The 25,246-nt window shown below is 63.1% G+C and carries 19 protein-coding genes; 14 read left to right on the forward strand and 5 right to left on the reverse strand.

Annotation, left to right across the window (positions count from 1 at the left end; all coding sequences use genetic code 11):
* Positions 1-4 precede the first annotated feature (4 nt).
* From AB4Y34_RS06950 to AB4Y34_RS07005, 12 genes are all read left to right on the forward strand, one after another.
* Complete coding sequence (locus tag AB4Y34_RS06950) at positions 5-3,130, forward strand: efflux RND transporter permease subunit (RefSeq protein ID WP_368715605.1); 3,126 nt, start codon at positions 5-7, stop codon at positions 3,128-3,130.
* Positions 3,127-6,441, forward strand: coding sequence for an efflux RND transporter permease subunit (locus AB4Y34_RS06955; RefSeq protein WP_368715606.1), 3,315 nt, complete (start codon positions 3,127-3,129; stop codon positions 6,439-6,441). The genes AB4Y34_RS06950 and AB4Y34_RS06955 overlap by 4 nt, the downstream gene beginning before the upstream one ends.
* Positions 6,438-8,039, forward strand: a complete 1,602-nt coding sequence (locus AB4Y34_RS06960; RefSeq protein ID WP_368715607.1) for an efflux transporter outer membrane subunit — start codon at positions 6,438-6,440, stop codon at positions 8,037-8,039. Before AB4Y34_RS06955 ends, AB4Y34_RS06960 begins: the two co-directional genes overlap by 4 nt.
* A gap of 9 nt (positions 8,040-8,048) precedes the next feature.
* A complete protein-coding gene (locus AB4Y34_RS06965) occupies positions 8,049-8,672 on the forward strand; it encodes a chromate transporter (RefSeq protein WP_176106903.1) in 624 nt (207 codons plus the stop codon).
* 44 nt (positions 8,673-8,716) lie between these two features.
* Positions 8,717-9,253, forward strand: a complete 537-nt coding sequence (locus tag AB4Y34_RS06970; RefSeq protein ID WP_368715608.1) for a chromate transporter — start codon at positions 8,717-8,719, stop codon at positions 9,251-9,253.
* A gap of 232 nt (positions 9,254-9,485) precedes the next feature.
* Positions 9,486-10,883, forward strand: coding sequence for a PLP-dependent aminotransferase family protein (locus tag AB4Y34_RS06975; protein WP_176106902.1), 1,398 nt, complete (start codon positions 9,486-9,488; stop codon positions 10,881-10,883).
* Between the two features lie 182 nt (positions 10,884-11,065).
* A complete protein-coding gene (gene eutB, locus AB4Y34_RS06980) occupies positions 11,066-12,097 on the forward strand; it encodes a hydroxyectoine utilization dehydratase EutB (RefSeq protein ID WP_368715609.1) in 1,032 nt (343 codons plus the stop codon).
* Positions 12,094-13,098 (forward strand): cyclodeaminase, encoded by a 1,005-nt coding sequence (locus AB4Y34_RS06985; protein WP_368715610.1) that lies wholly within the window; start codon positions 12,094-12,096, stop codon positions 13,096-13,098. Before eutB ends, AB4Y34_RS06985 begins: the two co-directional genes overlap by 4 nt.
* 53 nt (positions 13,099-13,151) lie before the next feature.
* Positions 13,152-14,177, forward strand: a complete 1,026-nt coding sequence (doeB, locus tag AB4Y34_RS06990) for a N(2)-acetyl-L-2,4-diaminobutanoate deacetylase DoeB (protein WP_368715611.1) — start codon at positions 13,152-13,154, stop codon at positions 14,175-14,177.
* Between the two features lie 7 nt (positions 14,178-14,184).
* Complete coding sequence (locus AB4Y34_RS06995; protein WP_013092605.1) at positions 14,185-14,676, forward strand: Lrp/AsnC family transcriptional regulator; 492 nt, start codon at positions 14,185-14,187, stop codon at positions 14,674-14,676.
* A gap of 168 nt (positions 14,677-14,844) precedes the next feature.
* Positions 14,845-16,368 (forward strand): NAD-dependent succinate-semialdehyde dehydrogenase, encoded by a 1,524-nt coding sequence (locus AB4Y34_RS07000; protein WP_368715612.1) that lies wholly within the window; start codon positions 14,845-14,847, stop codon positions 16,366-16,368.
* Positions 16,369-16,412: 44 nt separating this feature from the next.
* The gene (locus AB4Y34_RS07005; protein WP_176121028.1) at positions 16,413-17,810 is read left to right on the forward strand and encodes an aspartate aminotransferase family protein; all 1,398 of its coding nucleotides are present in this window, start codon (positions 16,413-16,415) and stop codon (positions 17,808-17,810) included.
* Positions 17,811-17,866: 56 nt separating this feature from the next.
* Here AB4Y34_RS07005 and AB4Y34_RS07010 read toward each other — a convergent pair whose 3' ends face one another.
* The 5 genes from AB4Y34_RS07010 to doeA all read right to left on the reverse strand — a co-directional run bounded on the left by AB4Y34_RS07010 (position 17,867) and on the right by doeA (position 23,053).
* On the reverse strand, positions 17,867-18,271 hold the full coding sequence (locus AB4Y34_RS07010; RefSeq protein WP_368715613.1) for a hypothetical protein: 405 nt from the start codon (positions 18,269-18,271) through the stop codon (positions 17,867-17,869).
* A 1,170-nt stretch (positions 18,272-19,441) separates the two neighbouring features.
* Positions 19,442-20,005 (reverse strand): paar repeat-containing protein, encoded by a 564-nt coding sequence (locus AB4Y34_RS07015; RefSeq protein ID WP_368715614.1) that lies wholly within the window; start codon positions 20,003-20,005, stop codon positions 19,442-19,444.
* Positions 19,998-20,447 carry a hypothetical protein gene (locus AB4Y34_RS07020; protein ID WP_368715615.1) on the reverse strand — a complete coding sequence of 150 codons (450 nt, stop codon included), beginning with the start codon at positions 20,445-20,447 and terminating at the stop codon, positions 19,998-20,000. The genes AB4Y34_RS07015 and AB4Y34_RS07020 overlap by 8 nt, the downstream gene beginning before the upstream one ends.
* Before the next feature lie 228 nt (positions 20,448-20,675).
* Positions 20,676-21,767 carry an alcohol dehydrogenase family protein gene (locus AB4Y34_RS07025; RefSeq protein ID WP_368715616.1) on the reverse strand — a complete coding sequence of 364 codons (1,092 nt, stop codon included), beginning with the start codon at positions 21,765-21,767 and terminating at the stop codon, positions 20,676-20,678.
* Between the two features lie 65 nt (positions 21,768-21,832).
* Positions 21,833-23,053, reverse strand: coding sequence for an ectoine hydrolase DoeA (gene doeA / locus AB4Y34_RS07030; protein WP_368715617.1), 1,221 nt, complete (start codon positions 23,051-23,053; stop codon positions 21,833-21,835).
* A gap of 331 nt (positions 23,054-23,384) precedes the next feature.
* Between doeA and ehuA the strand changes: the two genes are divergently transcribed.
* Together ehuA and ehuB are read left to right on the forward strand one after the other, a co-directional pair.
* Entirely contained in the window at positions 23,385-24,287 is a 903-nt protein-coding gene (gene ehuA, locus AB4Y34_RS07035; RefSeq protein WP_303623469.1) for an ectoine/hydroxyectoine ABC transporter ATP-binding protein EhuA, read from the forward strand.
* 82 nt (positions 24,288-24,369) lie between these two features.
* Complete coding sequence (ehuB, locus tag AB4Y34_RS07040; RefSeq protein WP_368715618.1) at positions 24,370-25,212, forward strand: ectoine/hydroxyectoine ABC transporter substrate-binding protein EhuB; 843 nt, start codon at positions 24,370-24,372, stop codon at positions 25,210-25,212.
* Positions 25,213-25,246: the final 34 nt, after the last annotated feature.

Consider the following 25,246-nt stretch of genomic DNA (forward strand, 5'->3'; position numbering starts at 1 on the left):
GCCGATGAACATTTCCCGCCTGTTCATACTTCGCCCGGTCGCGACGCTGCTGTTGATGATCGCGCTCGTGCTCATCGGTCTGATCGCGATGCGCGTGCTGCCGGTGTCGTCGCTGCCGAACGTCGACTATCCGACGATTCAGGTGCAGACCTTCTATCCGGGTGCGAGCCCGACGGTGATGGCGACCACCGTGACGGCGCCGCTCGAAGTGCAGCTCGGCGAGATTCCGGGCCTGCAGCAGATGACCTCGTACAGCTCGGACGGCGCGTCGGTGATCACGCTGCAATTCGATCTGTCGCTGAACCTCGACATCGCCGAGCAGAACGTGCAGCAGGCGATCAACGCGGCGAACAGCTATCTGCCATCGGGCCTGCCGGCGCCGCCGACGTACGCGAAGGTCAATCCCGCCGACCAGCCCATTCTGACGCTCGCGGTCACGTCGAAGTCGATGTCGCTGACGCAGCTCGAGGATGTCGCGAACAATCGCCTCGGCACGAAGATCTCGGAGGTGGCGGGGGTCGGCGTCGTGACGACGAGCGGCGGCAACGTGCCCGCGATCCGCGTCGAGGCCGACCCGCACAAGCTCGCCGCCTACGGCCTCAATATCGACGATCTGCGCACGCTGCTCAGCTACGTGAACGTGAGCCAGCCGAAGGGCAATTTCGACGGCCCCGATCTCGACTACACGATCAACGGCAACGATCAGATCACCGACCCAAAAGACTATCTGGACACGGTGATCGCCTATCAGAACGGCTCGCCGGTCTACATGCGCGACGTCGCGCGCGTGAGCCAGGCCGCGCAGGACGTCGAGCGCGGCGCGTGGTACAACGGCTCGCCCGCGATCGTGCTGAACGTGCAGCGCCAGCCCGGCGCGAACGTGATCCAGACGGTCAATCAGATCATGAAGGTGCTGCCGCAGCTCGAATCGACGCTGCCGGCCGGCATGAAAGTGACGGTGGTGTCGGACAGTACCGGCGTGATTCGCGCGTCGGTCGCGGACGCCACGTTCGAGCTGATTCTCGCGATCGTGCTGGTCGTCGCGGTGATCTTCGTGTTCCTGCGCAACGTGCCCGCGACCGTGATTCCGAGCATCTCGGTACCGGTCTCGCTGATCGGCACGCTGGCGGTGATGTACCAGCTCAACTATTCGATCGACAACCTGTCGCTGATGGCGTTGATCATTGCGACCGGCTTCGTGGTCGACGACTCGATCGTGATGATCGAGAACATCGTGCGCTATCTGGAAGAGGGCATGTCGCCGCTCGAAGCCGCGCTCGAAGGCGCGGGGCAGATCGGCTTCACGATTCTGTCGCTGACCATTTCGCTGATCGCGGTGCTGATTCCGCTGCTGTTCATGGGCGGCGTGATCGGGCGCCTGTTCAGCGAGTTCGCGGTGACGCTCGCGGTTACGATCGTGATTTCGGCGGTCGTGTCGCTAACGGTGGTGCCGATGCTGTGCGCGCGGATGCTGCGCGCGCAGGCCGAGCGGCATCCGAGCCGGTTCGAGCGCATCAGCGAGCGCCTGTTCGACAAGACGCTTGCCGCCTACGAGCGTGGCCTGCGCTGGGTGCTCGACCATCAGACGCTGACGCTGATGGTCGCGGTCGCCACCGTCGTGTTGACCGGCATCCTGTATGTGGTGATTCCGAAGGGCCTGTTTCCGGTGCAGGACGTCGGTGTGATCCAGGGCATCAGCGTCGCCGACAACTCGGTGTCGTACGCGGCGATGGTGAAGCGGCAGAGCGCGCTCGCCGATGCGGTCCTGAAGGACCCGGACGTGGTGTCGCTGACGTCGTACGTTGGCATCGACGGCACCAACGCGACGCTGAACAACGGCCGCTTCCTGATCAATCTTCGCGACAAGGACAAGCGTTCAAACAACGCGCAGGAAATCGCGCGCCGGCTCGCGCAGGAAGTCGCGCATGTGCCGGGCGTGAAGCTTTTCATGCAGCCCGAGCAGGACCTGACGCTCGACACGACGGTGTCGCCGAACCAGTACAGCTTCGTGTTGCGCGGACCGAGCCAGCAGGCGTTCCAGAAGTACGTGCCGGAACTCGTCGCGCGTCTGAAGCAGATTCCGTCGCTGTCCGACGTGCAGAGCGACCTCAACACCGACGGCCTCAGCGTGAATGTCGAAGTGAACCGGCAACTGGCCGCGCGCTTCGGCATCACGCCCGCGACGATCGACAACGCGCTGTACGACGCGCTCGGCCAGCGCATCGTGTCGACGATCTTCGAGCAGTCGAGCCAGTACCGCGTGATTCTGGTCGCGAAGCCGGAGTCGATGCCGACCGTGCAATCGATCGGCAATCTGTATCTGCCGAGCCAGACCAGCAGCACGGGGCAGGTGCCGCTGTCCGGCATCGCGAAGATCGAGATCAGGAAGGCCCCGCTCGTGATCAGTCACCTTGCGCAGTTCCCGTCGGTGACGATCTCGTTCAATCTCGCGAAGGGCGCGTCGCTGAGCACCGCGGTCAAGGATATTCGCGAGGCCGAGCAGGCGATCGACCTGCCGCCGTCGATCACGTCGTCGCTGCAAGGCGCGACCGCGGCGTTCGAGGATTCGCTATCGAGCGAGGTCTACCTGCTGATCGCCGCGCTCGTTGCCGTGTATATCGTGCTCGGTGTGCTGTACGAGAGCTTCATCCATCCGGTCACGATCCTGTCGACGCTGCCGTCGGCGGGCATCGGCGCATTGCTGTCGCTGATGCTCGCGGGGATGGATCTCGACGTGATCGGCATCATCGGTATCGTGCTGCTGATCGGCATCGTCAAGAAGAACGCGATCATGATGGTCGACTTCGCGCTCGACGCCGAACGCAATCACGGCAGGGCGCCGCGCGAGGCGATCTTCGAGGCGTCGCTGCTGCGTTTCCGCCCGATCCTGATGACGACGCTCGCGGCGATGCTCGGCGCGCTGCCGATGCTGCTCGGCACCGGCACCGGTTCGGAACTGCGCCGCCCGCTCGGCCTCGCGATCATCGGCGGTCTGACGCTGAGCCAGGTGCTGACGCTGTTTACCACGCCGGTGATCTATCTGTTCTTCGACCGGATGGCCACGCGCGTGAACCGCTGGCGCGCCGAGCGCGCTAAGCGCAACGCAGGCGGCGCGGAGGGCACGCGGTGAACATCCCGGCGCTCTTCATCCGGCGACCGGTCGCGACGACGCTGCTCGCGATCGCGATCCTGATCTCCGGCACGCTCGCCTATTTCCGCATGCCGGTCGCGCCGCTGCCGAACATCGCGTTTCCGGTGATCGTCGTGCAGGCCAACATGGCCGGCGCGAGCCCGAGCATCATGGCGTCGACGGTAGCCGAGCCGCTCGAACGGCGGCTCGCGACGATCGCCGATGTCGAGGAGCTGACCTCGATCAGCTACGTCGGCTCGTCGATGATCATCGTCGAGTTCGGTCTGAAGCGCGACATCAACGGCGCAGCGCGCGACGTCGAGGCGGCGATCCAGGCCGCGCGCGCCGATCTGCCCACCACGCTGCGCAGCAATCCGAGCTACCGCCAGTACAACCCGGCCGACGCGCCGATCGTGGTGCTGTCGCTGACCTCGGACACGCTGACCAAAGCGCAACTCTACGACTCCGCCGATTCGGTGATCCAGCAGCAGTTGTCGCAGGTGCAGGGCGTCGGCCAGATCACGCTCGGCGGCGGCGCGTTGCCGAGCGTGCGCGTCGAGTTGCAGCCGGGCAGGCTCAATAGCTACGGCATCGGCATGGAAGACGTGCGCGCGGCGATCAGCGCGGCCAATGCCGACAGCGCGAAGGGGCATATCGACGTCGGCGATCAGCGCTACGTGGTCACCTCGAACGATCAGATCACGCACGCGGCGCCGTATCGCGACCTGGTGGTCGCGTATCGCGACGGCGCGCCGGTGAAGTTGCGCGACGTCGCCCAGGTGCGCGACTCGAACGAAAACATCCGCAATGCGGGGCTTTTCAACGGCAAGTCGGCGATTCTGGTGATCGTCTATCCGATGCCGGGCAGCAACGTGGTCAGCACCGTGCAGCAGATCCGCAACGTACTGCCGGCGATCGAAGCGACGTTGCCGAGCAGCGTGCACGTGGATGTCGCGATCGATCGCTCGCAGTCGGTCACGTCGTCGGTCGGCGATACCGAGCGCACGCTGTTCATCGCGGTGCTGCTGGTGGTCGGCGTCGTGTTCATCTTCCTGCAGTCGCCGCGCGCCACGCTGATTCCGGCGGTCGCGTTGCCGCTGTCGATCGTCGGCACCTTCGGGCCGATGTATCTGCTCGGCTATAGCATCGACAACCTGTCGCTGATGGCGCTGACCATCGGCACCGGCTTCGTCGTCGACGACGCGGTCGTCGTGCTCGAAAACGTCGTGCGGCACATGGAGCTGGGACTGAGTCCGAAAGAGGCCGCGGTGAAGGGCGCGGGCGAAGTCGGCTTCACGGTGATTTCGATGAGCCTGTCGCTGATTGCGGTGTTTCTGCCGATCATTCTGTTTCCGGGCATCGTCGGACTGATGTTTCATGAGTTCGCGATCACGCTGTCGATCGCGATCCTGATCTCGCTGGTGATCTCGCTGACGGTCACGCCCGCGATGTGCGCGTACGTGCTGGGCCGCGACAACACGGGTCATTCGAAAGCGCGCTGGGCGCAGTGGATCGAGCGGCAGTTCGATCGCTTCAAGGATGTCTATGCGCGCTCGCTGACGGCCGTGCTGGATCATTCGCTGCTGGTGATCCTGCTGCTGTTCGCGCTGCTGGTCGGCAACGTGTTCATGCTGAAGCTGGTGCCCGCCACCTTCTTTCCCGAGCAGGACACCGGCATCGTGATCGGGCAGATCATCGCTGATCAGAGCATTTCGTTCACGGCGATGCAGAAGAAGCTCGCGCAGTTGCAGTCGATCGTGCAGAGAGATCCGGCGGTGCAGTCGGTCGCGGGCTTTACCGGCGGACGCGCGCTCAATACCGCGAACGTGTTCATCGAGTTGAAGCCGCTGTCGCAGCGGCACGCGACGGCCACCCAGGTCGTGAACCGCCTGCGTCCGAAGCTCGACGAAGTGTCGGGCGCGCGGCTCTTTCTGCAGGCGCAGCAGGACTTGCGCATCGGCGGGCGGCAATCGGCGGCCGAGTACCAGTACACGCTGACGAGCGACGATTCCGCAGCACTGTTCGCGTGGACGCCGAGACTCGTCGCCGCATTGTCGAAGGAGCGCGGACGGCTGCTCGACGTGAACTCCGACTTGCAGCAGAACGGCCTGCAGACCTACCTGACGATCAATCGCGCGACCGCCGCGCGCTTTGGCTTCGCGCCGAACCAGATCGACAATGTGCTGTACGACGCGTTCGGCCAGCGCACCGTGTCGACGATCTATAACCCGCTGAACCAGTACTTCGTCGTGATGGAGGTCGCGCCCGAGTACTGGCAGTATCCGGAGACGCTGAGCCGGATCTATCTGAGCGCGTCCGCGGGTAATCCGACCGGCACGGCCGCGACGCAGATGCCGCATGGCACGGTGTCGGCGACGACTCGCGCGACCACGGCCAGCGCATCGTCGAACACGAACTCGCGCAACTCGGACGCGCAGTCGAACGCGACCAACAACAGCATCGCCAATAGCAAGGGCGGCAGCTCGACCGGCAGCGCAGATAGTACGGCTGCCGAAACGATGGTGCCGCTTTCGGTGCTGACGTCGTACAGGAACAGCCATACGTCGACGCAGGTGAACCACCAGAGCGGGCTCGTCGCCGCGACGATCTCGTTCAACCTGCCGGCCGGCGGGTCGTTGAGCCAGGCAGGCGCGGCGATCAACGAGACGATCCGCGACATCGGCATGCCCGCGAGCATTCACGGCTCGTTCGCGGGCGCGGCGGCGGCCTATTCGCAGTCGCTGGGCGTGGTGCCGCTGCTGATTGTCGCGGCGCTCGGCGTCGTCTACATCGTGCTCGGCGTGCTGTACGAAAGCTCGATCCACCCGCTGACGATCCTGTCGACGCTGCCGTCCGCGGGCATCGGCGCGACGCTCGCGCTGCTGATCTTCGGCACGCCGTTCTCGGTGATCGCGATGATCGGCATCATCCTGCTGATCGGTATCGTCAAGAAGAACGGCATCATGATGGTCGACGTCGCGATCCAGTTGCAGCGCCACGAACGGATGCCCGCGCGCGATGCGATCCACGCGGCCGCGCTGATCCGTCTGCGGCCGATCATGATGACGACGTTCGCGGCCGTGCTCGGCGCGGTGCCGCTCGCGATCGGCATCGGCCAGGGCGGCTCGCTGCGCCAGCCGCTCGGTATCACGGTGATGGGCGGGCTGATTCTGAGCCAGATGTTCACGCTCTATACGACGCCGGTGATTTATCTGTATCTCGACCGTCTGCGCGCACGGCTCGTCAGATGGTCCGCGGGGCTGCGCTGGAACCGCGACGCGACGCCGGGACAACCGGTTACGAAGGCATGACGATGAAGATTTCTTCTGAACGAATGACGGGGCCGCGCGCCGGGTTGCCGGGCGTCGCGACGCTCGTCGTCGCGCTGCTCGCGCTGTTCAACGCCGGCTGCATGGTCGGCCCGGACTATCACCGGCCGCAGGTCAGCGTGCCCGCCACGTACTCGGAGCTGCCGGGCTGGACCCAGGCCGAGCCGAACGCGACCGGCCCGAAGGGAACGTGGTGGACCTCGTTCAACGATCCGCTGATCGACGAACTCGAACCGCTCGTCGCGGTGTCGAACCAGACCGTGCGCGCGGACTACGCGAACTACCAGCAAGCGCTCGCCGACGTGCGCGCCGCGCACGCGGCGCTGTTCCCGACGATCGGCGCGACCGGCTCGGCGACGCGCGAACGCGCGAGCAGCGGTTCGGTCAGTGCAGCGGGAAGCTTCGTCAATGGTACGTCGACGCGCATCGTCAATTCGGGTTCGCTGGAAGGCAACGTGAGTTGGGCGCCGGACCTGTGGGGCCAGGTACGCCGCACCGTCGAGGAAAACGCCGCGAGCGCGCAAGCGAGCGAAGCGACGCTCGCGAATGCGACGCTCTCCGAGCAGGTCGCGCTCGCAACGGCGATCATCGAATTGCGCACCAGCGACGCGAACATCGACCTGCTGCAGCAAACGGTCGTCGCATATCAGCATGCTCTCGACGTCGTCACCGAGCAGGATCGGGCGGGCACCATTCCGCCGAGCGACGTGATCACCGCGCGCAGCCAGTTGAATACCGCGAAGTCCGATCTGATCGCGCTCGGCGTCGCGCGCGCGCAGCAAGCGCATGCGATCGCGGTGCTGGTCGGCAAGAACCCGGAGGAGCTGTCGATCACTCATAGCACCGCGATGCCGGCGCTGCCGTCGGTGCCGGTCGGCGTGCCGTCGACGCTGCTCGAACGGCGGCCCGACATCGCCGCCGCCGAACGCAAGATGGCCGCGCAGAATGCGGCGATCGGGGTCGAGGTGGCCGCGTATTACCCGGACATCTCGCTGTCGGCCGCGGCGGGTTTCACGCAGTCGCCGCTGTCCGGTCTGCTGAAGGTCGCGAACTATGTGTGGTCGCTCGGCGGCAGCGCGACCCAGACGCTGTTCGACGGCGGCCTGCGCAGCGCCGACGTCGATGCGGCAAAGGCGGCCTACGACTCGGCCGTTGCCAACTATCGCGGCACGGTGCTGGGCGCGTTCCAGAACGTCGAGGACGATCTGTCCGGCCTGCGCATTCTCGCCGAGCAGGCGGCCGTGCTCGAAACGGCGGTGCGCGATGCGGACCGAGGCGCGGAGATCGCGTTCAACGAGTACCAGGCGGGCACCGTCGATTACACGACGGTCGCGACCGCGCAAGCGACGCAGCTGACCACGCGGCAGACCGCGCTGAACGTGCAGGAATCGCGCTTGCTGCACGCGGCGTCGTTGTTTGGCGATCTGGGCGGCGGGTGGTCGACCGGTGAGCTGCATGATCCGCGGCATCCGGCGGCGGCTGCATCGTCGGCTGCGTCTGCTCCATCGGCTACGTCAGCGGGGACATCTGCGGCTATCATGCCGGGCGCGCGGCAAGCGCGGCACGATCAAAACGACTAAGGACGAGCATTGGCCAAAGGCATCCACGGGCACCACGTCAGCGGCCCGGTATCGGCACCCGAAGACGACGCGCCACACCACACACCGCCTCGCGATGTGACCTCGCTGGGCCTCTTTCTGATCTTCGCTCGCATCGGTCTGACGAGTTTTGGCGGCGGCTTGAGCGGCTGGTTCATGCGCGAGTTCGTGCACGACCGGCACTGGATGAGCGAAGACGAATTTCTCAACGGCCTCGCGTTGTCGCAGGCGCTGCCCGGCGTCAACGTGAAGAATCTGGCGATCTGGATCGGTTACCGGCTGCTCGGCTGGCGCGGCGCCGTCGCGGGATTTTTCGGCATCATCTTTCCGGCCGCCGTCGTGATCATTCTGCTGGGCGCGTTCTTTTCGGCGATCGCGTCGTTTCCGCTTACGCATATCGCGCTCGCTGGCGCCGCGGCCGGTGCGATCGGGCTGTCGCTGTCGATGGCGATCACCGCGGCGCGCCGCTTGCCGCGCCGCGTGTTTCCCTATCTGGTGCTGCTCGCGACGTTCGCGGCCGCCGCGGTGTTTCGCGTGTCACTGGTGTGGACCGTGCTGATCGCCGGCGCGTTGAGCGTTGGCTACGAGTACGTGCGCGAGGCGCGCCAGCCCTGATCGGCTTGTGTCGCCACAAGTCAAACCCCACGAAAGCTTCCGCCGTGTTCAGAACTCTTATCGCGCTGTTTTCGGTTTTCGCGCCGCTGTCCATCGTCACCGTCGGTGGCGGGCAGGGGATCATCCCCGAAGTGCAACGCCAGGTCGTCGACGTGCATCACTGGATGACCCATGCGCAATTTCTCAGCGACTTCGCGATCGCGCGGCTCGCGCCCGGTCCCGGCTCATTGCTCGCGACGCTGATTGGCTACCAGGTCGGCGGCGTCGGCGGCGCGCTCGTCGCGACCGTTGCGCTATTCGGGCCGACAGCGTTTCTGATGTATGGCGTCGTGCACGTATGGAATCGGCACGAAGGCGCGCGCTGGCTGAATGCGTTGCAGGCTGGGCTGCGCCCCGTGGCCGCCGGGCTGATTCTCGCGGCCGTCTATGTGCTGATCAAGGACCTCGAAGGCGGATGGATCGCGTGGCTCACCGCGGCCATCGCGACCGTGCTCGTGATGAGGACGCGTATCAATGCATTGGTGCTGATCGCGGGAGGGGCGATCGTTTTTGTGCTGATGCATTTTGCGGGGTTGCTGTAGCGCGGGGGAAGACAACTACCTTCGCCAGTCGAGACGTTCAGTATCTGACGCGATTTCCCGCCGTGACTGTGCTCAGGCGATGAACCGCATCGCCTGCATCCCACCCACATTTTTTCGCCCCAATTGCTCTAGGACAATTATTTTCCGCCCCGTTTTTGCCTCACTATTGGAGATCAGGCAAGACGACACGACTTCAAACGGAGCCGGCGTCGCGATAAACGGAGGAGCAACGGTGATCGAGCAATGGCGCGAGGCTGTGCGCGCGGTGCACGGCGTGGAGTCGAAATACAAGCGGCTGGTCAAGGCGATTGCCGGCGACATCGAGAACACGTCGCTGCCGCCGGGCGCGCGCCTGCCGCCGCAGCGCGACGTCGCCGCCGAACTCGCGATCAGCGTGCAGACCGTGACCAACGCATACAAGGAACTGGAGCGGCAAGGGCTGATCCGCTGCGAGGTAGGGCGCGGCAGCTTCGTCGCGGCGCGCGTCACCGAAACGATGTCGAGCTACATGCTCGATACGGCCGAGCGCTCGGTGGTCGATTTTTCGATCGCGCGCATCATTCATACGTCCGAGCACGATGCGATGTGGCGCAAGGTCTGCGCGACGCTCTCGACGCTCGACGATCAACCGTGGATTCGCGCTTTCCGGCCGATCGCGGGCTTCGAGCATCATCGCCAGGCGGGCATTGCGTGGCTCGCGTCGCTCGGCATGCCCGCTTCGGCCGATACGCTGCTCGTCACCAACGGCGCCGCGCACGGCATTTTTCTCGCGCTTGCTTCGCTGGTGGGACCGGGCGACACCGTGCTGTGCGAAAGCCTGACGGATCACGGCGTGATAGGTTCGGCCAACGTGCTCGGCTTCACGCTGAAGGGCCTCGAAATCGACGAGTACGGCATACACCCCGAACACTTCGAGGAGATGTGCGACAGCGAGCGCATCTCCGCGCTCGTCTGCACGCCGACGCTGAACAACCCGACCGTCGCGCTGATGCCCGATTCGCGGCGTCGCGCGATTGCGAAAATCGCCGAACGCTACGGCGTCTACGTGATCGAGGACGACGTGTACGGCCCGTTGCCCGCCAAACATTCCACGCCGATTTCGAGCCTGATTCCCGATCTGTCGTTCTACTGCACGAGCTTGACGAAGTCGGTGATGGCCGGTTTGCGCATCGGCTATATGACGACGCCGCGCCGGCTCGCGCTGCGCGCCGAGAGCGTGCTGCGCGTGAGCAGCTGGATGGCGACCCCGCCGATGGCCGAGATCGCCACGCGTTGGATCGTCGACGGCACGGCCGCGCGGCTCGTCGAAATTCAGCGTGAACGGCTCGGGCGGCGTCAGGCGCAATTGCAGCAGACGCTCGGTAAATATGTCCTGGGCGCGCATCCGCAGGCATTGTCGGCATGGTTGCGGGTGCCCGACCACTGGCGCACCGACCGGCTGGTGCGCGAACTGCGCAACCGCGACATCGCGGTGACGTCGCCCGATCCATTCCTCGTGCGCGACGCGGACCGGCCTAATGCGGTGCGCGTTTGCGTCGGCGCCGAGGTTAGCGAAGACACCTACAAAGCCGCGCTCGAAACGATGCACGATGTGTTCGAGCAATACCCGCAGGTGCACGATTTCACCTGATCGCGCGGGTGCGCGAATTGCGTGGGCGCTGACCGAAATGAACTAGGACAATAAAAATCGTTTTTTAGAACACTAGACTGGGCTGCATGGAAAACGATGCGGCCGCGAATCACTGCGTTTATCTGCGACAGCCGTGCCCGCATCGAATAGCGAATCGACCACTTTGATGCAGGGCCTCGCGCATGTCCGTTCCACCGTCAGCCGATCTGTCGTTAGCCGACATTTACCGCGCGCGCAGCCGTATCGACGGCCGCGTCTGCCGTACGCCGCTCGTCGAATCACCGAGCCTGTCGGCGCACGCCGACACTCCGGTCTATCTGAAGCTCGAAACCGTGCAGCCGACCGGCAGCTTCAAGCTGCGCGGCGCGACCAATGCGCTCGCGCAACTGGCCGAGCAGGGCTGCACTCGCGTGGTGACCGCATCGACCGGTAATCATGGCCGCGCGGTCGCGCATGCGGCGCGCGCGCTCGGTATCGACGCAACCGTGTGTCTGTCGCGCCTCGTGCCCGCCAACAAGGTCGATGCGGTGCGCGCACTCGGCGCGCACGTACGGATTACCGGCCAAAGCCAGGACGAGGCGGAGCACGAAGCATTGCGACTCGTGCGCGAAGAAGGTTATGCCTACTTGCCGCCATTCGACGATCCGCGCGTGATCGCTGGACAAGGGACGATCGGGCTCGAAATCGTCGAGGCCTTGCCCGATGTCGCGAGCATCGTCGTGCCGTTGTCGGGCGGCGGGCTGTTTGCCGGCATCGCGCTCGCCGCGAAAAGCACGAGTGCCGCGATCGGTTTGACCGGCGTGACGATGGCGCGCGGCGCCGCGATGCACGCGAGTCTCGCGGTCGGTCAGCCGGTGCTGGTCGAGGAAGTCGATACGCTGGCCGATTCGCTCGGCGGCGGCATCGGACTCGAAAACCGCTACACGTACGCGCTGACGCGCGATCTGATTGACGAAACCGTGCTGCTGGATGAGGCATCGATCGCGCGCGGTATCACGCATGCGTATCGGCAGGAACGGCTCGTCGTCGAAGGCGCGGCGGCGGTGGGGATTGCCGCGGTGCTCGATCGCGCGCTGCCCGCTGAGCGCATCGCGCGCGGGCCGCTCGTGCTCGTCGTGACGGGCGCGAACATCGATATGGATCTGCATCGGCGGATCGTCGGCAGCGAAACATCGCAAGCCGAACCGCCACCGAACCCACATACCGCATCATGACCTCGATCACGCTCCTTGGCGAAGCCGAGCTTCGCAATCTCGTGCCGCTCGATCTCGCGGCTATCGACCAGATCGAAGCCGCCTTTGTCGCGCTCGCGACCGAAGCGGTCGCGTTGCCGCCGATCCTGCGGCTCGATCTGCCCGCGCATAACGGCGAAGTCGATGTGAAGACGGCCTGGCTGCCGCGCCTCGACAGCTTCGCAATCAAGGTGAGTCCGGGCTTTTTCGATAACCCGTCGCTTGGTTTGCCGAGCCTGAACGGCCTGATGCTGGTGCTGTCGGCGAAGACCGGATTGACCGAGGCGGTGCTGCTCGACAACGGCTATCTGACCGCGATACGCACGGCGGCCGCCGGCGCGGTCGCGGCGCGCTGGCTCGCGAAAGCCAACACGCCGCACGTCGCGGTGATCGGCGCGGGCGAGCAGGCGCGCCTGCAACTGCGCGCCCTGATGCTGGTGCGCCGCGTCGAACACGTACGAGTGTGGGCGCGCGACGCGGCGAGCGCGCTACGTTTCTCAGCAGAAGCGAACAACACGCTCGGCGTGCGCTGCGACGTCGCGGCCAGCGTTCACGACGCGCTTGCCGAAGCGGACGTGGCGATCACGACGACGCCGAGCCGCACGCCGCTCATCGAAGCCGCCGATCTGCATCCGGGCCTGCACATCACCGCGATGGGCTCGGACGCCGAACACAAGAACGAAATCGCGCCGGCCGCGCTCGCGGCGGCGCGCTATGTGTGCGACCGCGCGCAGCAAACGCGGGTGCTCGGCGAACTGCATCACGCGATTGCCGCGGGCACGATGCGTGACGATGCGGCGATCGTCGAATTGGGTCAGGTGATAGCCAAACAGGCGGCGGGCCGCACGAGCGACACCGACGTGACGATCTGCGATCTGACCGGAACCGGCGCGCAGGACACCGCGATTGCCGCGCTCGCCTTGCAGCGCGCGCGTGCCGCGAAGGCGGGGACGACATTTGGCAACGGCGCGCCGCTGAAATGACGCGCGATCAACGGTAAAACGCCGCACAAGCGGCTCACGAAGGAGTAGCACAGATGCGGGCATCCCCGATTCAACCGACGGTCGATTTCAACGCCGACGGCGAACAGCATGGTTTCCTGAAGCTGCCTCATTCTCACGACGTCTCCGCGTGGGGCGCGGAGATGATCCCCATCACCGTGATCCGCAACGGCGAGGGACCGACCGCGCTGCTAACGGGCGGGAATCACGGTGACGAATACGAAGGGCCGATCGCGCTGTCGAAGCTCGCCGCCACCTTGAAGGCGAGTGACGTACGCGGGCGCGTGATCATCGTGCCGTTCATGAATTTTCCGGCGTTTCGCGCGGGCACGCGCACGTCGCCGATCGATCGCGGCAATCTGAATCGCAGCTTTCCGGGCAAGCCGGATGGCACCGTGACCGAGAAGATCGCCGATTATTTTCAGCGCTATCTGCTGCCGCTCGCCGACTATGTGCTCGATCTGCACGCGGGCGGCCGCACGCTCGACTTCGTGCCGTTCGCCGCGATTCACGTACTGCCCGATGCGACGCAGCAGGCGCGCTGCGAAGCGGCGATGCGCGCGTTCGGCGCGCCGTACTCGATGCGAATGCTCGAGCTAGATAGCGTCGGGCTTTACGACACGGCCGTCGAGGAAGCCGGCAAGGTGTTCGTGTCGACCGAGCTTGGCGGCGGCGGTACCGCAACGGTGCAGAGCGTGGCGGTTACCGAGCGTGGCGTGCGCGGCTTTCTGCAGCATGCGGGGATCATCGAGCAGGACGAATCGAGCCGTAGCGCACCACGCACGACCACGCTGCTCGATATGCCCGATGGCACCTGCTACACGACGAGCGAGCACGATGGTCTGCTCGAATTGTGCAAGGACCTCGGCGAGATGGTCGATAGCGGCGAGGTGATCGCGCGGGTTTACGATGCGAATCGCACCGGCGCCGCGCCGATCGAATATCGCGCGCGACGCGCGGGCATGCTCGCGGCGCGGCATTTTCCGGGGCTCGTGCGGATCGGCGATACGGTTGCGGTGGTCGCCGACGTGCTAGAACGTGGCATACCGGTAACGGTCTGAACGCGCGATGAAATTCGACCGCTACGATCTCGCGATTCTGCGCATTCTCGCGCGCGACGGACGCATCACGAAGTCGCGCCTCGCCGAAGAAATCAATCTGTCGATTTCGCCGGCATGGGAGCGCGTGAAGCGCCTCGAAGAAGAGGGCGTGATTCGCGGGTATCGCGCGGATATCGATTGGGTGCGCGCGTTCAAAGGCAGCCGCGTGGTGGTCGAGGTGACGCTAGCGCGTCATACCGCTCCGGACATGCGGCGCTTCGAGGAGCGCATCGCGGCCGCGCCCGAAGTCGTGCAATGCCTCGCGACGGGCGGCGGCGTCGACTATGTGATGCACGTGCTGTCGCGCGATATCGACCACTATCAGCGCTTCATCGATACGTTGCTCACCGACGAGTTGGGCATCGAGAAGTACTTCACCTATATCGTCACGAAGGTGGTGAAAAGCGGCGCCGAAGGACTGCCTGATTGGGCGGAACAATCGATTGGCGAGAACGGTTGAATGGCGCGATAAGCGCGGTCCAAATACGGTCAAAAGTCCCGCCCGAAAAAACATCAATCACGCGGCGAATTGCAGAAAAAACGCAGTCTTCCAACCGCGACAACAAAAAAATCCGCAGTGCCTGAGGACCTACAGTGATAGCAGAGACATCGCACACAGGAGGTCGTCATGTTGCTGGGTCATCCGGTCCTATTCAAATCGCTGTGCTACGTGGATGGACGCTGGGTCCATAGCGCGAGCGCCGCGAGCGTCGCAGTGCAGAATCCCGCGAATCAGGAAGTACTCGGCCATGTGCCGATGCTCGACGCGGCGCAGATCACCGCCGCAGTCGATGCCGCGCAGCGCGCGTTCGACACGTGGCGCTGGGTGCCGGTCGCCAAACGCTCGGCGCTGCTATTGCGCTGGCATGAACTGATCCTGCGTCATCAGCAGGATCTCGCTGCGATCCTGTCGCTCGAACAGGGCAAGCCGCTTGCCGAAGCGCGCGGCGAAATCGCGTATGGCGCGAGCTTCGTCGAATGGTTCGCGCATGAAGTGCGACGCCTGAATGGGCGCACGATTCCGACGCATATCGATGGCGCGCATCTTGGCACGATCATCGAGCCGGTCGGCGTCGCCGCACTGATCACGCCGTGGAATTTCCCGTGCGCAATGCTCACGCGCAAGGCCGCTGCCGCGCTCGCCGCAGGTTGCACGGTAGTCGCGAAGCCCGCGCACGAGACGCCGTTCTCCGCACTCGCGCTCGCGCAACTCGCCGAAGAAGCCGGCTTTCCGGCAGGCGTGTTCAACGTGGTGCTCGGCGAGCCGCAAATGGCGATGGAAACGCTGGTTTCGGATAGCCGCGTGCGCTCGGTCAGCTTCACCGGATCGACGCGCGTCGGTGCACTGGTGATGCAAACGGCCGCGCAGGCAGGCATCAAGAAGACCGCGCTCGAACTGGGCGGCAACGCGCCTTTCATCGTGACCGAAGATGCGGACCTCGCACAGGCCGTGCGCGTGGCGGTGGCGGCGAAGTTCCAGACCTCGGGCCAGGACTGCTGCGCGGCGAACCGGATCTTCGTCGCGCGTCCGTTGTATGAAGCGTTCGTCGCGCAATACAGCGATGCCGTGAGGGCGTTGAAAGTGGGCAATGCATTCGACCCGCACGTGGACGTGGGCCCGCTGATGCACCAGGCCGCGTTCGACTCGACCGTGCAGCGCGTCGCCGACGCGCGCGAGAAGGGCGCGCGCATCACGGTGGGCGGCTCGGCGCACGAGCGCGGCGGCTGGTTCTTCGAGCCGACCGTGGTGGCCGATGCTGCGCCCGGCATGCGCATCTATGACGAAGAGAACTTCGCGCCGATCTCGGCGGTCACGCCGTTCGATTCGCTCGACGAAGTGGTCGAACGCGCGAACGACACCGAGTACGGACTCGCCGCCTACGTCTGCGCGAAAGAGCTGAACACCGTGTTTCAACTGATCCGCCGACTCGACTTCGCGATGGTGTCCATCAACGGCGCGAAGTTTACCGGCGCGCCGATTCCGTTCGGCGGCATCAAGTCGTCGGGGCTTGGACGCGAAGGCGGCGTCGAAGGCTTCGAGCCGTTCGTCGAGACACGTTATTTCTGCCTTGGCCAGCTCGGCTTGCCGGTCAGCGACAGCGCCCCCGCTCGTGCCGCGGCACACGCGATGGCGACGGACGCAACGGCCTGAACCTACTGATTCATTCATCAAGACATCACACGAAGGAGCGACCCATGACTAAATTCGATCAACTGCTGAGCGCCGATCGCGCGCACTTCATGCATCCGTCGACGCACGCGCACGATCACGCGAGCGGCGCGCTGCCGGGCCGGATCGTGACCGGCGCGAAGGGCATCCGTATCGAGGACCATCAAGGCAAATCGTTTATCGATGCATTTGCCGGCCTTTACTGCGTGAACATCGGCTACGGCCGCACCGAAGTGGCAGAGGCGATTTACGAGCAGGCGAAGAAGCTCGCGTACTACCACACGTATGTCGGCCACTCGACCGATACGATCATCGAGCTGTCGTCGCGCATCATCGACTGGTCGCCGAAGGGCATGAAGAAGGTGTACTACGGCTTGTCGGGTTCGGATGCGAACGAAACGCAGATCAAGCTCGTCTGGTACTACAACAACGTGAAGGGCCGCCCGAACAAGAAGAAGATCATTTCGCGCGACCGCGGCTATCACGGCTCGGGTATCGTCACCGGTAGTCTCACGGGCTTGCCGAGCTTCCATCAGTTCTTCGATCTGCCGGTCGAGCGCGTCAAGCACACTGTGTGTCCGCACTGGTATCGCCGCGCGCCGGCGGGCATGAACGAAACGCAGTTCGTCGCGTACTGCGTCGACGAACTCGAAAAGCTGATCGCGCGCGAAGGCGCCGATACGATCGCGGCCTTCATCGGCGAACCGGTGATGGGCACGGGCGGCATCGTACCGCCGCCGGCCGGTTACTGGCCGGCGATCCAGCAGGTACTGAAGAAGCACGACATTCTGCTGATCTGCGACGAAGTGGTGTGCGGCTTCGGCCGGCTTGGCTCGAAGATGGGTGCGCAGCACTACGGCATTCAGCCGGATCTGATCACCGTCGCGAAGGGTTTGACGAGTGCGTATGCGCCGCTGTCGGGCGTGATCGTCAGCGAGGGCGTGTGGGATGTGATCGATAAGGCATCGCAGGAATCGGGCGCGTTGGGTCATGGCTGGACCTATTCGGGCCATCCGATTTGCGCGGCCGCGGCGCTCGCCAACCTCGACATTCTGGAGCGCGAGAACCTGACGCAGAATGCGGCGCAAACCGGCGCTTATCTGCTCCAGCAATTGCATGCGGCGTTCGACTCGCATCCGCTCGTCGGCGAAGTGCGCGGCGAGGGCATGCTGGCCGCGCTGGAGTTCATGGCCGACAAGGATCTCCGCACGCCGTTCGATGCGGCGCTGAAGGTCGGGCCGCGTGTGTCGGCTGCGGCGATGCAGCGCGGACTGATCGCGCGGGCGATGCCGCATGGCGACATCCTTGGCTTTGCGCCACCGTTGGTGACGTCGCGCAGTGATGTCGACGAGATCGTCAAGTTGACGCGCGAAGCGGTGGATGAGGTTGCGTCGCAGGTGTTTGCGCCGGCTGCTTCGCTTTGATGAACTGAGGTGTGAGAAAGCCCCGGCTGCTGGGATGTGGTTTGTGGTCGGGGCTTTTATTTACTTCGGGCGGAATTGATGTCAGGCGGTTCAATTTCGATAGAATCCAAGGTTTCGCTGACCGATCGTGTTTCGCGCAGATCACCGCCCACGATTTCGTGCTGGTGTCTGTCGAGAAATCGGATCTTCGTGTCGATTATCAACGTAACTGGGACGTCACCGTGGGAGCTATGCCACACGGCTTGAAATTTATACGGTCCCATCCGAGCACCGCCCATATGCGGCATTGTCGCGCTACCTATCCTGTTTCCCCATCCCGTATCCGTAACTGAAAAGTTTTCAGTTATGAACTGTTCCAATTCAGCGCGCGCCTTGAGCATTGGAACAATGTCGCCGTGAAAACTGACCGATCCATCCGCATAAGCGGTCGGAATCAATAGCGCTCCGACGAGCGTAGCCATAAATCTTTGAGCACAGATCCTTTTATTCACGATTCAAGATCTAGAAGATCTGGAAGAGCATGCGTTTAAATCTATGCCGTGCTTTAGTCCTCCCGGAACGGACTCCGGTTGCCCTTGTTCCGCAGGTCCTATCGTCACGCTATCGATATGCTCTTCAATGCGGACTGCCTTAAGCAAACTTCCATTGACCTTCCTGCCGCGCGAGTCGATAAAATCTATACGCGTGTTTATCGTCAGAACTACTGGTTTTGAACCTGAATTCCCGCGCCAGTTTGCCCACATCGAATAAGGCCCGATTCGGGAACCCCCTAAAGCTTTCGATTGAACGTCTCCAATTCGCGTTCCCATTGGATCGCTGACGATATCGAAGCTGCAGAGAACGAGTTCTCTTAAGTCTGCGTTCTGATTTAATAGCGGCATGATAGATGAATCGAAATCGACTGAGCCCGTACCATTTAGTGCGAAAGCAGTAAGCGGGAGACACGACAAGAGCGGAAGCAGTCTTTTCATTTAATAACCCAGGAATTTGGCCCGGCGAGAGCCGACAGCGTTGTGACGATGCATTGGCACGCTCCTCCTCGGATGGCGGCGGCTTCGCGCCGCCTTGTCACTGACGGCTATAGGTACATGGACCCGCATCAGAACCGCTGGAAATTGTGCTTGCACGACAAGATGCTGCTTCGTAGCGACCGCTTCTCTGATTGAAGCGAAACCGGGTTGTGTAACACGTTATCGCCGTACAAGCCGTCTCTGCGATGTCTCGCATTCCACCATGCTCCACTTGCAAGATCTGAAAAACATCAGCATTTCCTTCATGCAGGATGCGCCCGTTAGAAACAAGCCAGTGCTGGAATTGATGGGCGCCATAGAAAGGTGCAAAATATGGGTCCAAGGTGGGCCGCACGAATCGGATTTCCCGCCCCCTAAGGCTAATTGGGACGGTCTTCCATACGAGCCTTGTGCTTGGGTCCTTCGGTATCTCGTCCGCTTGTGCATAGCCAGTTAAATCCTGCGCTCGCTCTTCATGTCTCATCAATGCGCTTGCGAACGCATGAGTGACGTGATCCCATCCGCTCGTTGAGTCTTCAGTTCGATTCTCGAACAAGATTTCTGAAACAACTGCATGACCAGTCGTAAGGCCCGCGAGTAGTAGCGCGATAGCAGTATTTTTCATTTTGGTGTCCCGCCGCCCGCAATAAACCACGCCTTCAGAGTCGCAAAGTCATGAACCTGAAAGGACACCCATTCATGAGGCTTTAGCTTCTCAATGGCATGCTTAATGTCTCCGGCTATCACCAAGTCAATTACATTGTGGACGCGAACGTCTTCAACCGCGATAAGGTCCTGAGTGTGCGGCGAAAAATCGTCGAGACCCATCGCCTTTTTGCCATGTTCGGTCCACGCGGCTCTGTTAATCTGGTACAGACCGGCAGCGGTAGTGTGTCCATCTTTACCCGGCCCCGGGTGAGTTGATTCGTCGGTAAAGGTCCACGTCGTATTTCCCGGATACCACCCGTACTTCGCGTGATAGTCGCCGCCTTCAGATTTCCCAATCATATAGAGGAACGCCTTGACGTTGGCATCCTTGAAATATTCCTCGTTCTCTTCGAGGCGCGTCTTTTGTCGTGACGCAACGCGAACCTGTTTCGCGGCGCTGTCGGCGGTACTCGTCGTCGTTCTTCGTGCGGTATGGTTGAGATGCTGGCCCGAAGGGGAGATTACGGTCTTAGGCATGTTTCGCGCCGTTGCAATAAATATTGATTTCTTCAGCCGAACTGGTCATGGAAAGACGGTGCGTATAGCCGCTCGCGTCGGTCATTCCATGTTCTATATCGCCGCTTGCCCGTTCGACGGCATATTCAATGCTGGCTAAAGGCTTACCCGTGTGAGTGTCGAGAAGTTGGAATTGCTCGTTGTAGTTGATACGCCTGGTGACCGGGGTGCGTCCGCGACAATCACACGCCCATGCGTAACCTAGCGCTTTAGCCATGTCATAACCGGTTGATAGCGAACGCAGCCGATCAAAGGGAAAGAACTCTCCGGTTTCTGCATTCATAGCCTGTGCCGACGGCATCGGCGGGAAGTTGGCGTAGATCGAATAGGTAATGCGACAAAGGTCACAGACCTCCTCGTCCGGCATCTTCTTTCCAGTGCCATCCTGATTCCGTTTCTCCATTGGATTCCTCATGAATTTTCCAGGCGATGTCGGATACTTACCCATCGAAACGAACCACGTCAACAGCTTTAAATCGAGATAAGACTGTCTTGAAGAACATTGACGACGACTGCTACGCGCGAAAAAGAAAGCCCGCCATGAGGGGCGGGCGGGCTCGGAGGGTGACAGTGTGCGGCTAGAGCTGGGAAGGGCCGTAATGCATCGGCCAGTGTTTAATCGCAATGAGAGTTAATGCGAAGCTTCGTCGCCGTAATGCCGATCCGGAATCACAACGATATTCCCCACGAAGCGCTTTTCCATAAACCGCGTCTGCGCCTCATGAAACTTCGACAGCGGATAAGTCGCCGCGAGAACCGGCCGAATCGTACCGCTCTGAATATAGTCGAGCACGCGTTTGAACGCGCCGCGCGTGCCCTGCGACGATCCATTCAACTGCAACTGCTTCAGATACATCGTGCGCAAGTCGAGTTGCACGACCGGCCCGGCGATCGCGCCCGCGGTCGTGTATCGCCCCTCTGGCCGCAGCACGTTCAACAGCTTGCCGAACAGCGCCCCGCCAACCAGATCCGCAACCACATCGACGGGCCGGCCGTCCGTCATCCGTTCGACGTCCGCGATGAAATCGTCGCTGTCGCGCAGCATAACGCCTTGCGCGCCGAGCGCGAGCACCGCTTCTTCCTTGCCCTTGCTGACCACCGCATACGGAACTGCGCCGCGCGCGCGGCACAGCTGAATGATGGCCGAGCCGACGCCGCCGGACGCACCGGTAATCAGCACCGCTTCGCCGCGCTCGACGGCCGCGCGTTCGATCATCTGCTCGCCGGTGTGATAAGCGCACCAGAACGTCGCGAGCTCGGCGTCGGAACACGTGGAGTCGACGCGATGCGCGTTGTCCGCGGGCACGGCCGTGTATTCAGCGTACCCCCCGTCGCGGCCGTGGCCGATGTAGTCGATATCCGCAAGGCTGTCGTCGTCGCGGTTGTAGATCGACGCATCGACGATCACGCGCTCGCCGATCCGCGCATCGCTGACGCCGCGACCCACCGCGACCACGCGGCCGACGATATCCGCGCCCTGAATGCGCGGAAACGTCAGCGTCGAGCGGCCGCGTCGCCACGTCGAAACCGCTTGCGGGTCGTCGTCGGTGCCGTAGGCGCCCTCGCGGACCCACACGTCGGTATTGTTGAGACCGCATGCGGTCACATCGATCAGTACTTCGCCGGCCGCACAGGACGGCACCGGCACGTCGCCGCGATAGACCAGTTTGTCGAGGCCGCCGTGCCCGGTCAGCACGACGGCCTTCATCGTTTTCGGCAGCATGTTTCCCCTCGTGTTGAGACGGGCATCGTGCTCCGCGAGTCGATGCGGGCACGACGCCCGTGCGCTTACGGTTTGACGAACAGCTTGCGTGGCGTGCGGCAGAAGGTCTCGACACCGGTCCTGGTGATCAGGATGCTCTCGGTGATTTCGAGGCCCCAGTCGTCGAGCCACAGGCCCGGCATGAAGTGGAACGTCATGCCGGGTTCGAGGACGGTCTTGTCCCCAGGACGCAGGCTCATCGTGCGCTCGCCCCAGTCCGGCGGATAGCTCGCGCCGATCGGATAGCCGCAACGGCTGTTCTTCTCGATGCCGTATTTATGCAGCACCGCGAAAAACGCATTGGCGATGTCCTCGCAGGTATTGCCCGGTTTCGCCGCGGCAAGACCGGCCTCGATTCCTTCGACCACCGCGCGCTCGCCCTCGATGAAATGCTTCGGCGGCTTGCCCAGATACACGGTGCGCGACTGCGGGCAGTGATAGCGCTTGAAGCAGCCGGCGATTTCGAAGAACGTGCCGGCGTCCTTCGCGAACGGCGTGTCGTCCCAGGTCAGATGCGGCGCGGCCGCGTCGGCGCCGGTCGGCAGCAGCGGCACGATCGCCGGATAGTCGCCGCCATGACCGTCGATGCCGGTAATGCCTGCCGAGTAGATCTCCGCGACGAGGTCATTCTTGCGCATGCCCGGCTCGATTCGTTCGAGGATATGCGCGTGCATCTTCTCGACGATGCGCGCGGCCACGCGCATGTACTCGATCTCGCGTAGCGATTTGACCGCGCGTTGCCAGTTGACGAGGCCGGTCGCGTCCTGCCATTTAGCGTCCGGCAGATGCGCGACGAGCGAGCGATAAGCGGCGGCGCTGAAATAGTAGTTGTCCATTTCGACGCCGATCTTCGCGTTGGCCCAGCCGCGCGCCGCGATCACCTCGCGCGCGAGATAGTCCATCGGATGCCGCGCGGTGGATTGCACGTAGTGGTCCGGATAGCCGACGATCTGATCGTGCTGCATGAAGACGGTGCGCTTTGCACCATTCGCGTCCTGACCGCGGCCGAACCAGACCGGCTCGCCATCGAGCGCGAGCAGCACGCACTGATGCACATAAAACGACCAGCCGTCGTAGCCGGTGAGCCAGGCCATATTGGTCGGGTCCGACACGATCAATAGCTCGATGCCGGCCGCCTGCATGGCCTTGCGCGTCTTGGCAAGACGCGCGACATATTCGTCGCGTTCGAACGGCAGGCGCACGACGGGCACCTCAATTCGCGATTTCTGTTGCGTCGTATCTGACATCTTCCCCTCTCTCTGAGCGTGACGTCGTTGCGGGACGTGGCGCGCGTTGCACGTGAATGCGGCGCCACGGGTATTTCTCGCCGCAGTCTAATGCCGCGAAAAAACGCCTCCGAATGTGCTAGTTCAATGTTGGTAACGTCATCGAAGCATGCTGTGGTTGTGTTGCAGTGCACCCTTGGGCCGCCTTCGCCGGCGCGGAAAAAAGAATTGTTCTAGAGCAATCCGGTTTGCAAATATGGCTGCGTATTCTGGTCCGCATCACTGGCATTTCCGGCGCCGCAGCCGCATTCCATTGAGTCAAATCACGTAGGACGAACGGGATCGAATCGATATGAACACTGCGCGAGTTACCGATCTATTGAGCGCTTCAGGCATCGCCCCGGCAAGTCTTTCCTCCGAACGCACGGCCACGCCCGCAGGCACTCAGGCGCGCCGCGAACAAAGCCCCGCGAATAAGCCATTGATCCGACTCGACCGGATCACGAAACGATATGGCGCGCTGACCGTGCTCGACGAACTATCGCTCGACGTGATGCCCGGCGAGAAACTGGCGCTGATCGGTCCGTCGGGATCGGGCAAGACGACGATCCTGCGCATCCTGATGACGCTCGAGACGATCGACGGCGGCCATATCGAGGTGGACGGCGAACAACTGTTTCATATGCCGCGCGGCGGCCAGATGGTGCCCGCGAACGAAAGGCATCTGCAGAAGATGCGCGAGAAGATCGGCATGGTGTTTCAGCACTTCAATCTGTTTCCGCACAAGAGCGTGCTCGACAACGTGACGCTCGCCCCAATGCTGACGAAGGGCGAGAGCCGCGAGTCGGCGGAGAAACGCGCGCTAGAGCTGCTCGACATGGTCGGCATGGTCGACAAGGCGAAAAGCCGTCCCGCGCAACTGTCGGGCGGCCAGAAGCAGCGCGTGGCGATCGCGCGGGCGCTCGCGCTCGCGCCGCGAATCATGCTGTTCGACGAAGTGACGTCCGCGCTCGACCCCGAACTCGTCGAGGAAGTCCTGAACGTGATGCAGCGGCTCGCGCGCGAAACCGATATGACGATGCTGCTCGTCACGCACGAAATGGGCTTCGCGCACGATTTCGCCGACCGCGTGCTGTTCTTCGATCGCGGCAGGATCGTCGAGGAAGGCAAGCCCGAGGACATCTTCACTCATCCCGTGCATGAGCGGACCCAGACCTTCCTGCGCAAGATCCTCGCCGCGGGGCATCGAATCTGAGCCGAGCCGCAACAGATTGTTTTTCCATGCTGCACATCACCCACTACTACGTCATACCACTACGCCAAAGGAGCCAGAGATCATGAAGCTGAAGAGGATTCTGATTGCGGGAGGGTTGTCTCTGCTGACGCTCGCGAGCCTCGCATATGCCGCCGACGACAAGCTCACGCAGCTGCGCCAGCAAGGTTTCGCGCGCATCGCGATCGCGAACGAACCGCCGTTCACCGCAGTCGGCGCCGACGGCAAAGTGACGGGCGCGGCGCCCGATGTCGCGCGCGCGGGGTTCAAGAAGCTGGGCGTCAACGACGTCGTCGCGTCGGTCTCCGAGTATGGCGCGATGATTCCGGGCCTCGCGGCCGGGCGGCATGACGCGATCGCGGCGGGGCTGTTCATGACGCCGCAGCGTTGCGCGGCTGTCGCCTATTCGCAGCCGGTGCTGTGCGCGGTCGAAGCGTTCGCGGTCAAGAAAGGCAATACGAAGAGCATCAAGACCTACGAGGAAATCGCGAAAGATCCGAAAGCGGTGATCGGTGTGGAAGGCGGCACGACCGAGCAGAAGCTCGCGACCGCCGCGAATATTCCGACCGATCGCGTGATCATCGTGCCGGATGGGCAAAGCGGTCTGAAGATGCTGCAGGACGGCCGCATCGACGCATTCGCGTTGCCGCTTCTTTCGATCACCGATCTGCTTTCAAAGGCGAAAGACCCGAACCTCGATTCGATCGCGCCGGTGCAGAACACGCCGGTGCAATGCGACGGCGTCGCGTTCCGCAAGCAGGACACCGCGCTGCGCGATGCGTTCGATGTCGAGCTGAAGAAGATGAAGGATTCCGGCGAGTTCGCGAAGATCGTCGAGCCCTATGGCTTCTCGGCGAAGGCGGCGATGTCGGCGAGCCGCGAACAACTGTGCGCGGCGAAGAACTGAGGCCGCGATAGCACGCCATGCGCGCGGCACGGTC

Origin of the sequence: Paraburkholderia sp. BR10954 (genome assembly GCF_040965775.1) — a bacterium.
Lineage (GTDB): Bacteria > Pseudomonadota > Gammaproteobacteria > Burkholderiales > Burkholderiaceae > Paraburkholderia > Paraburkholderia youngii.

Bases quoted from the DNA above. Each gene is read 5' to 3' on its own strand.
- AB4Y34_RS06950 (WP_368715605.1), top strand. From the start codon at position 5: ATGAACATTTCCCGCCTGTTCATACTTCGCCCGGTCGCGACGCTGCTG.
- AB4Y34_RS06960 (WP_368715607.1), top strand. From the start codon at position 6,438: ATGACGATGAAGATTTCTTCTGAACGAATGACGGGGCCGCGCGCCGGG.
- eutB (WP_368715609.1), top strand. From the start codon at position 11,066: ATGTCCGTTCCACCGTCAGCCGATCTGTCGTTAGCCGACATTTACCGC.
- AB4Y34_RS06985 (WP_368715610.1), top strand. From the start codon at position 12,094: ATGACCTCGATCACGCTCCTTGGCGAAGCCGAGCTTCGCAATCTCGTG.
- doeB (WP_368715611.1), top strand. From the start codon at position 13,152: ATGCGGGCATCCCCGATTCAACCGACGGTCGATTTCAACGCCGACGGC.
- AB4Y34_RS06995 (WP_013092605.1), top strand. From the start codon at position 14,185: ATGAAATTCGACCGCTACGATCTCGCGATTCTGCGCATTCTCGCGCGC.
- AB4Y34_RS07000 (WP_368715612.1), top strand. From the start codon at position 14,845: ATGTTGCTGGGTCATCCGGTCCTATTCAAATCGCTGTGCTACGTGGAT.
- AB4Y34_RS07005 (WP_176121028.1), top strand. From the start codon at position 16,413: ATGACTAAATTCGATCAACTGCTGAGCGCCGATCGCGCGCACTTCATG.
- AB4Y34_RS07010 (WP_368715613.1), bottom strand. From the start codon at position 18,271: ATGGCTACGCTCGTCGGAGCGCTATTGATTCCGACCGCTTATGCGGAT.
- AB4Y34_RS07015 (WP_368715614.1), bottom strand. From the start codon at position 20,005: ATGCCTAAGACCGTAATCTCCCCTTCGGGCCAGCATCTCAACCATACC.
- AB4Y34_RS07020 (WP_368715615.1), bottom strand. From the start codon at position 20,447: ATGGAGAAACGGAATCAGGATGGCACTGGAAAGAAGATGCCGGACGAG.
- AB4Y34_RS07025 (WP_368715616.1), bottom strand. From the start codon at position 21,767: ATGCTGCCGAAAACGATGAAGGCCGTCGTGCTGACCGGGCACGGCGGC.
- doeA (WP_368715617.1), bottom strand. From the start codon at position 23,053: ATGTCAGATACGACGCAACAGAAATCGCGAATTGAGGTGCCCGTCGTG.
- ehuA (WP_303623469.1), top strand. From the start codon at position 23,385: ATGAACACTGCGCGAGTTACCGATCTATTGAGCGCTTCAGGCATCGCC.
- ehuB (WP_368715618.1), top strand. From the start codon at position 24,370: ATGAAGCTGAAGAGGATTCTGATTGCGGGAGGGTTGTCTCTGCTGACG.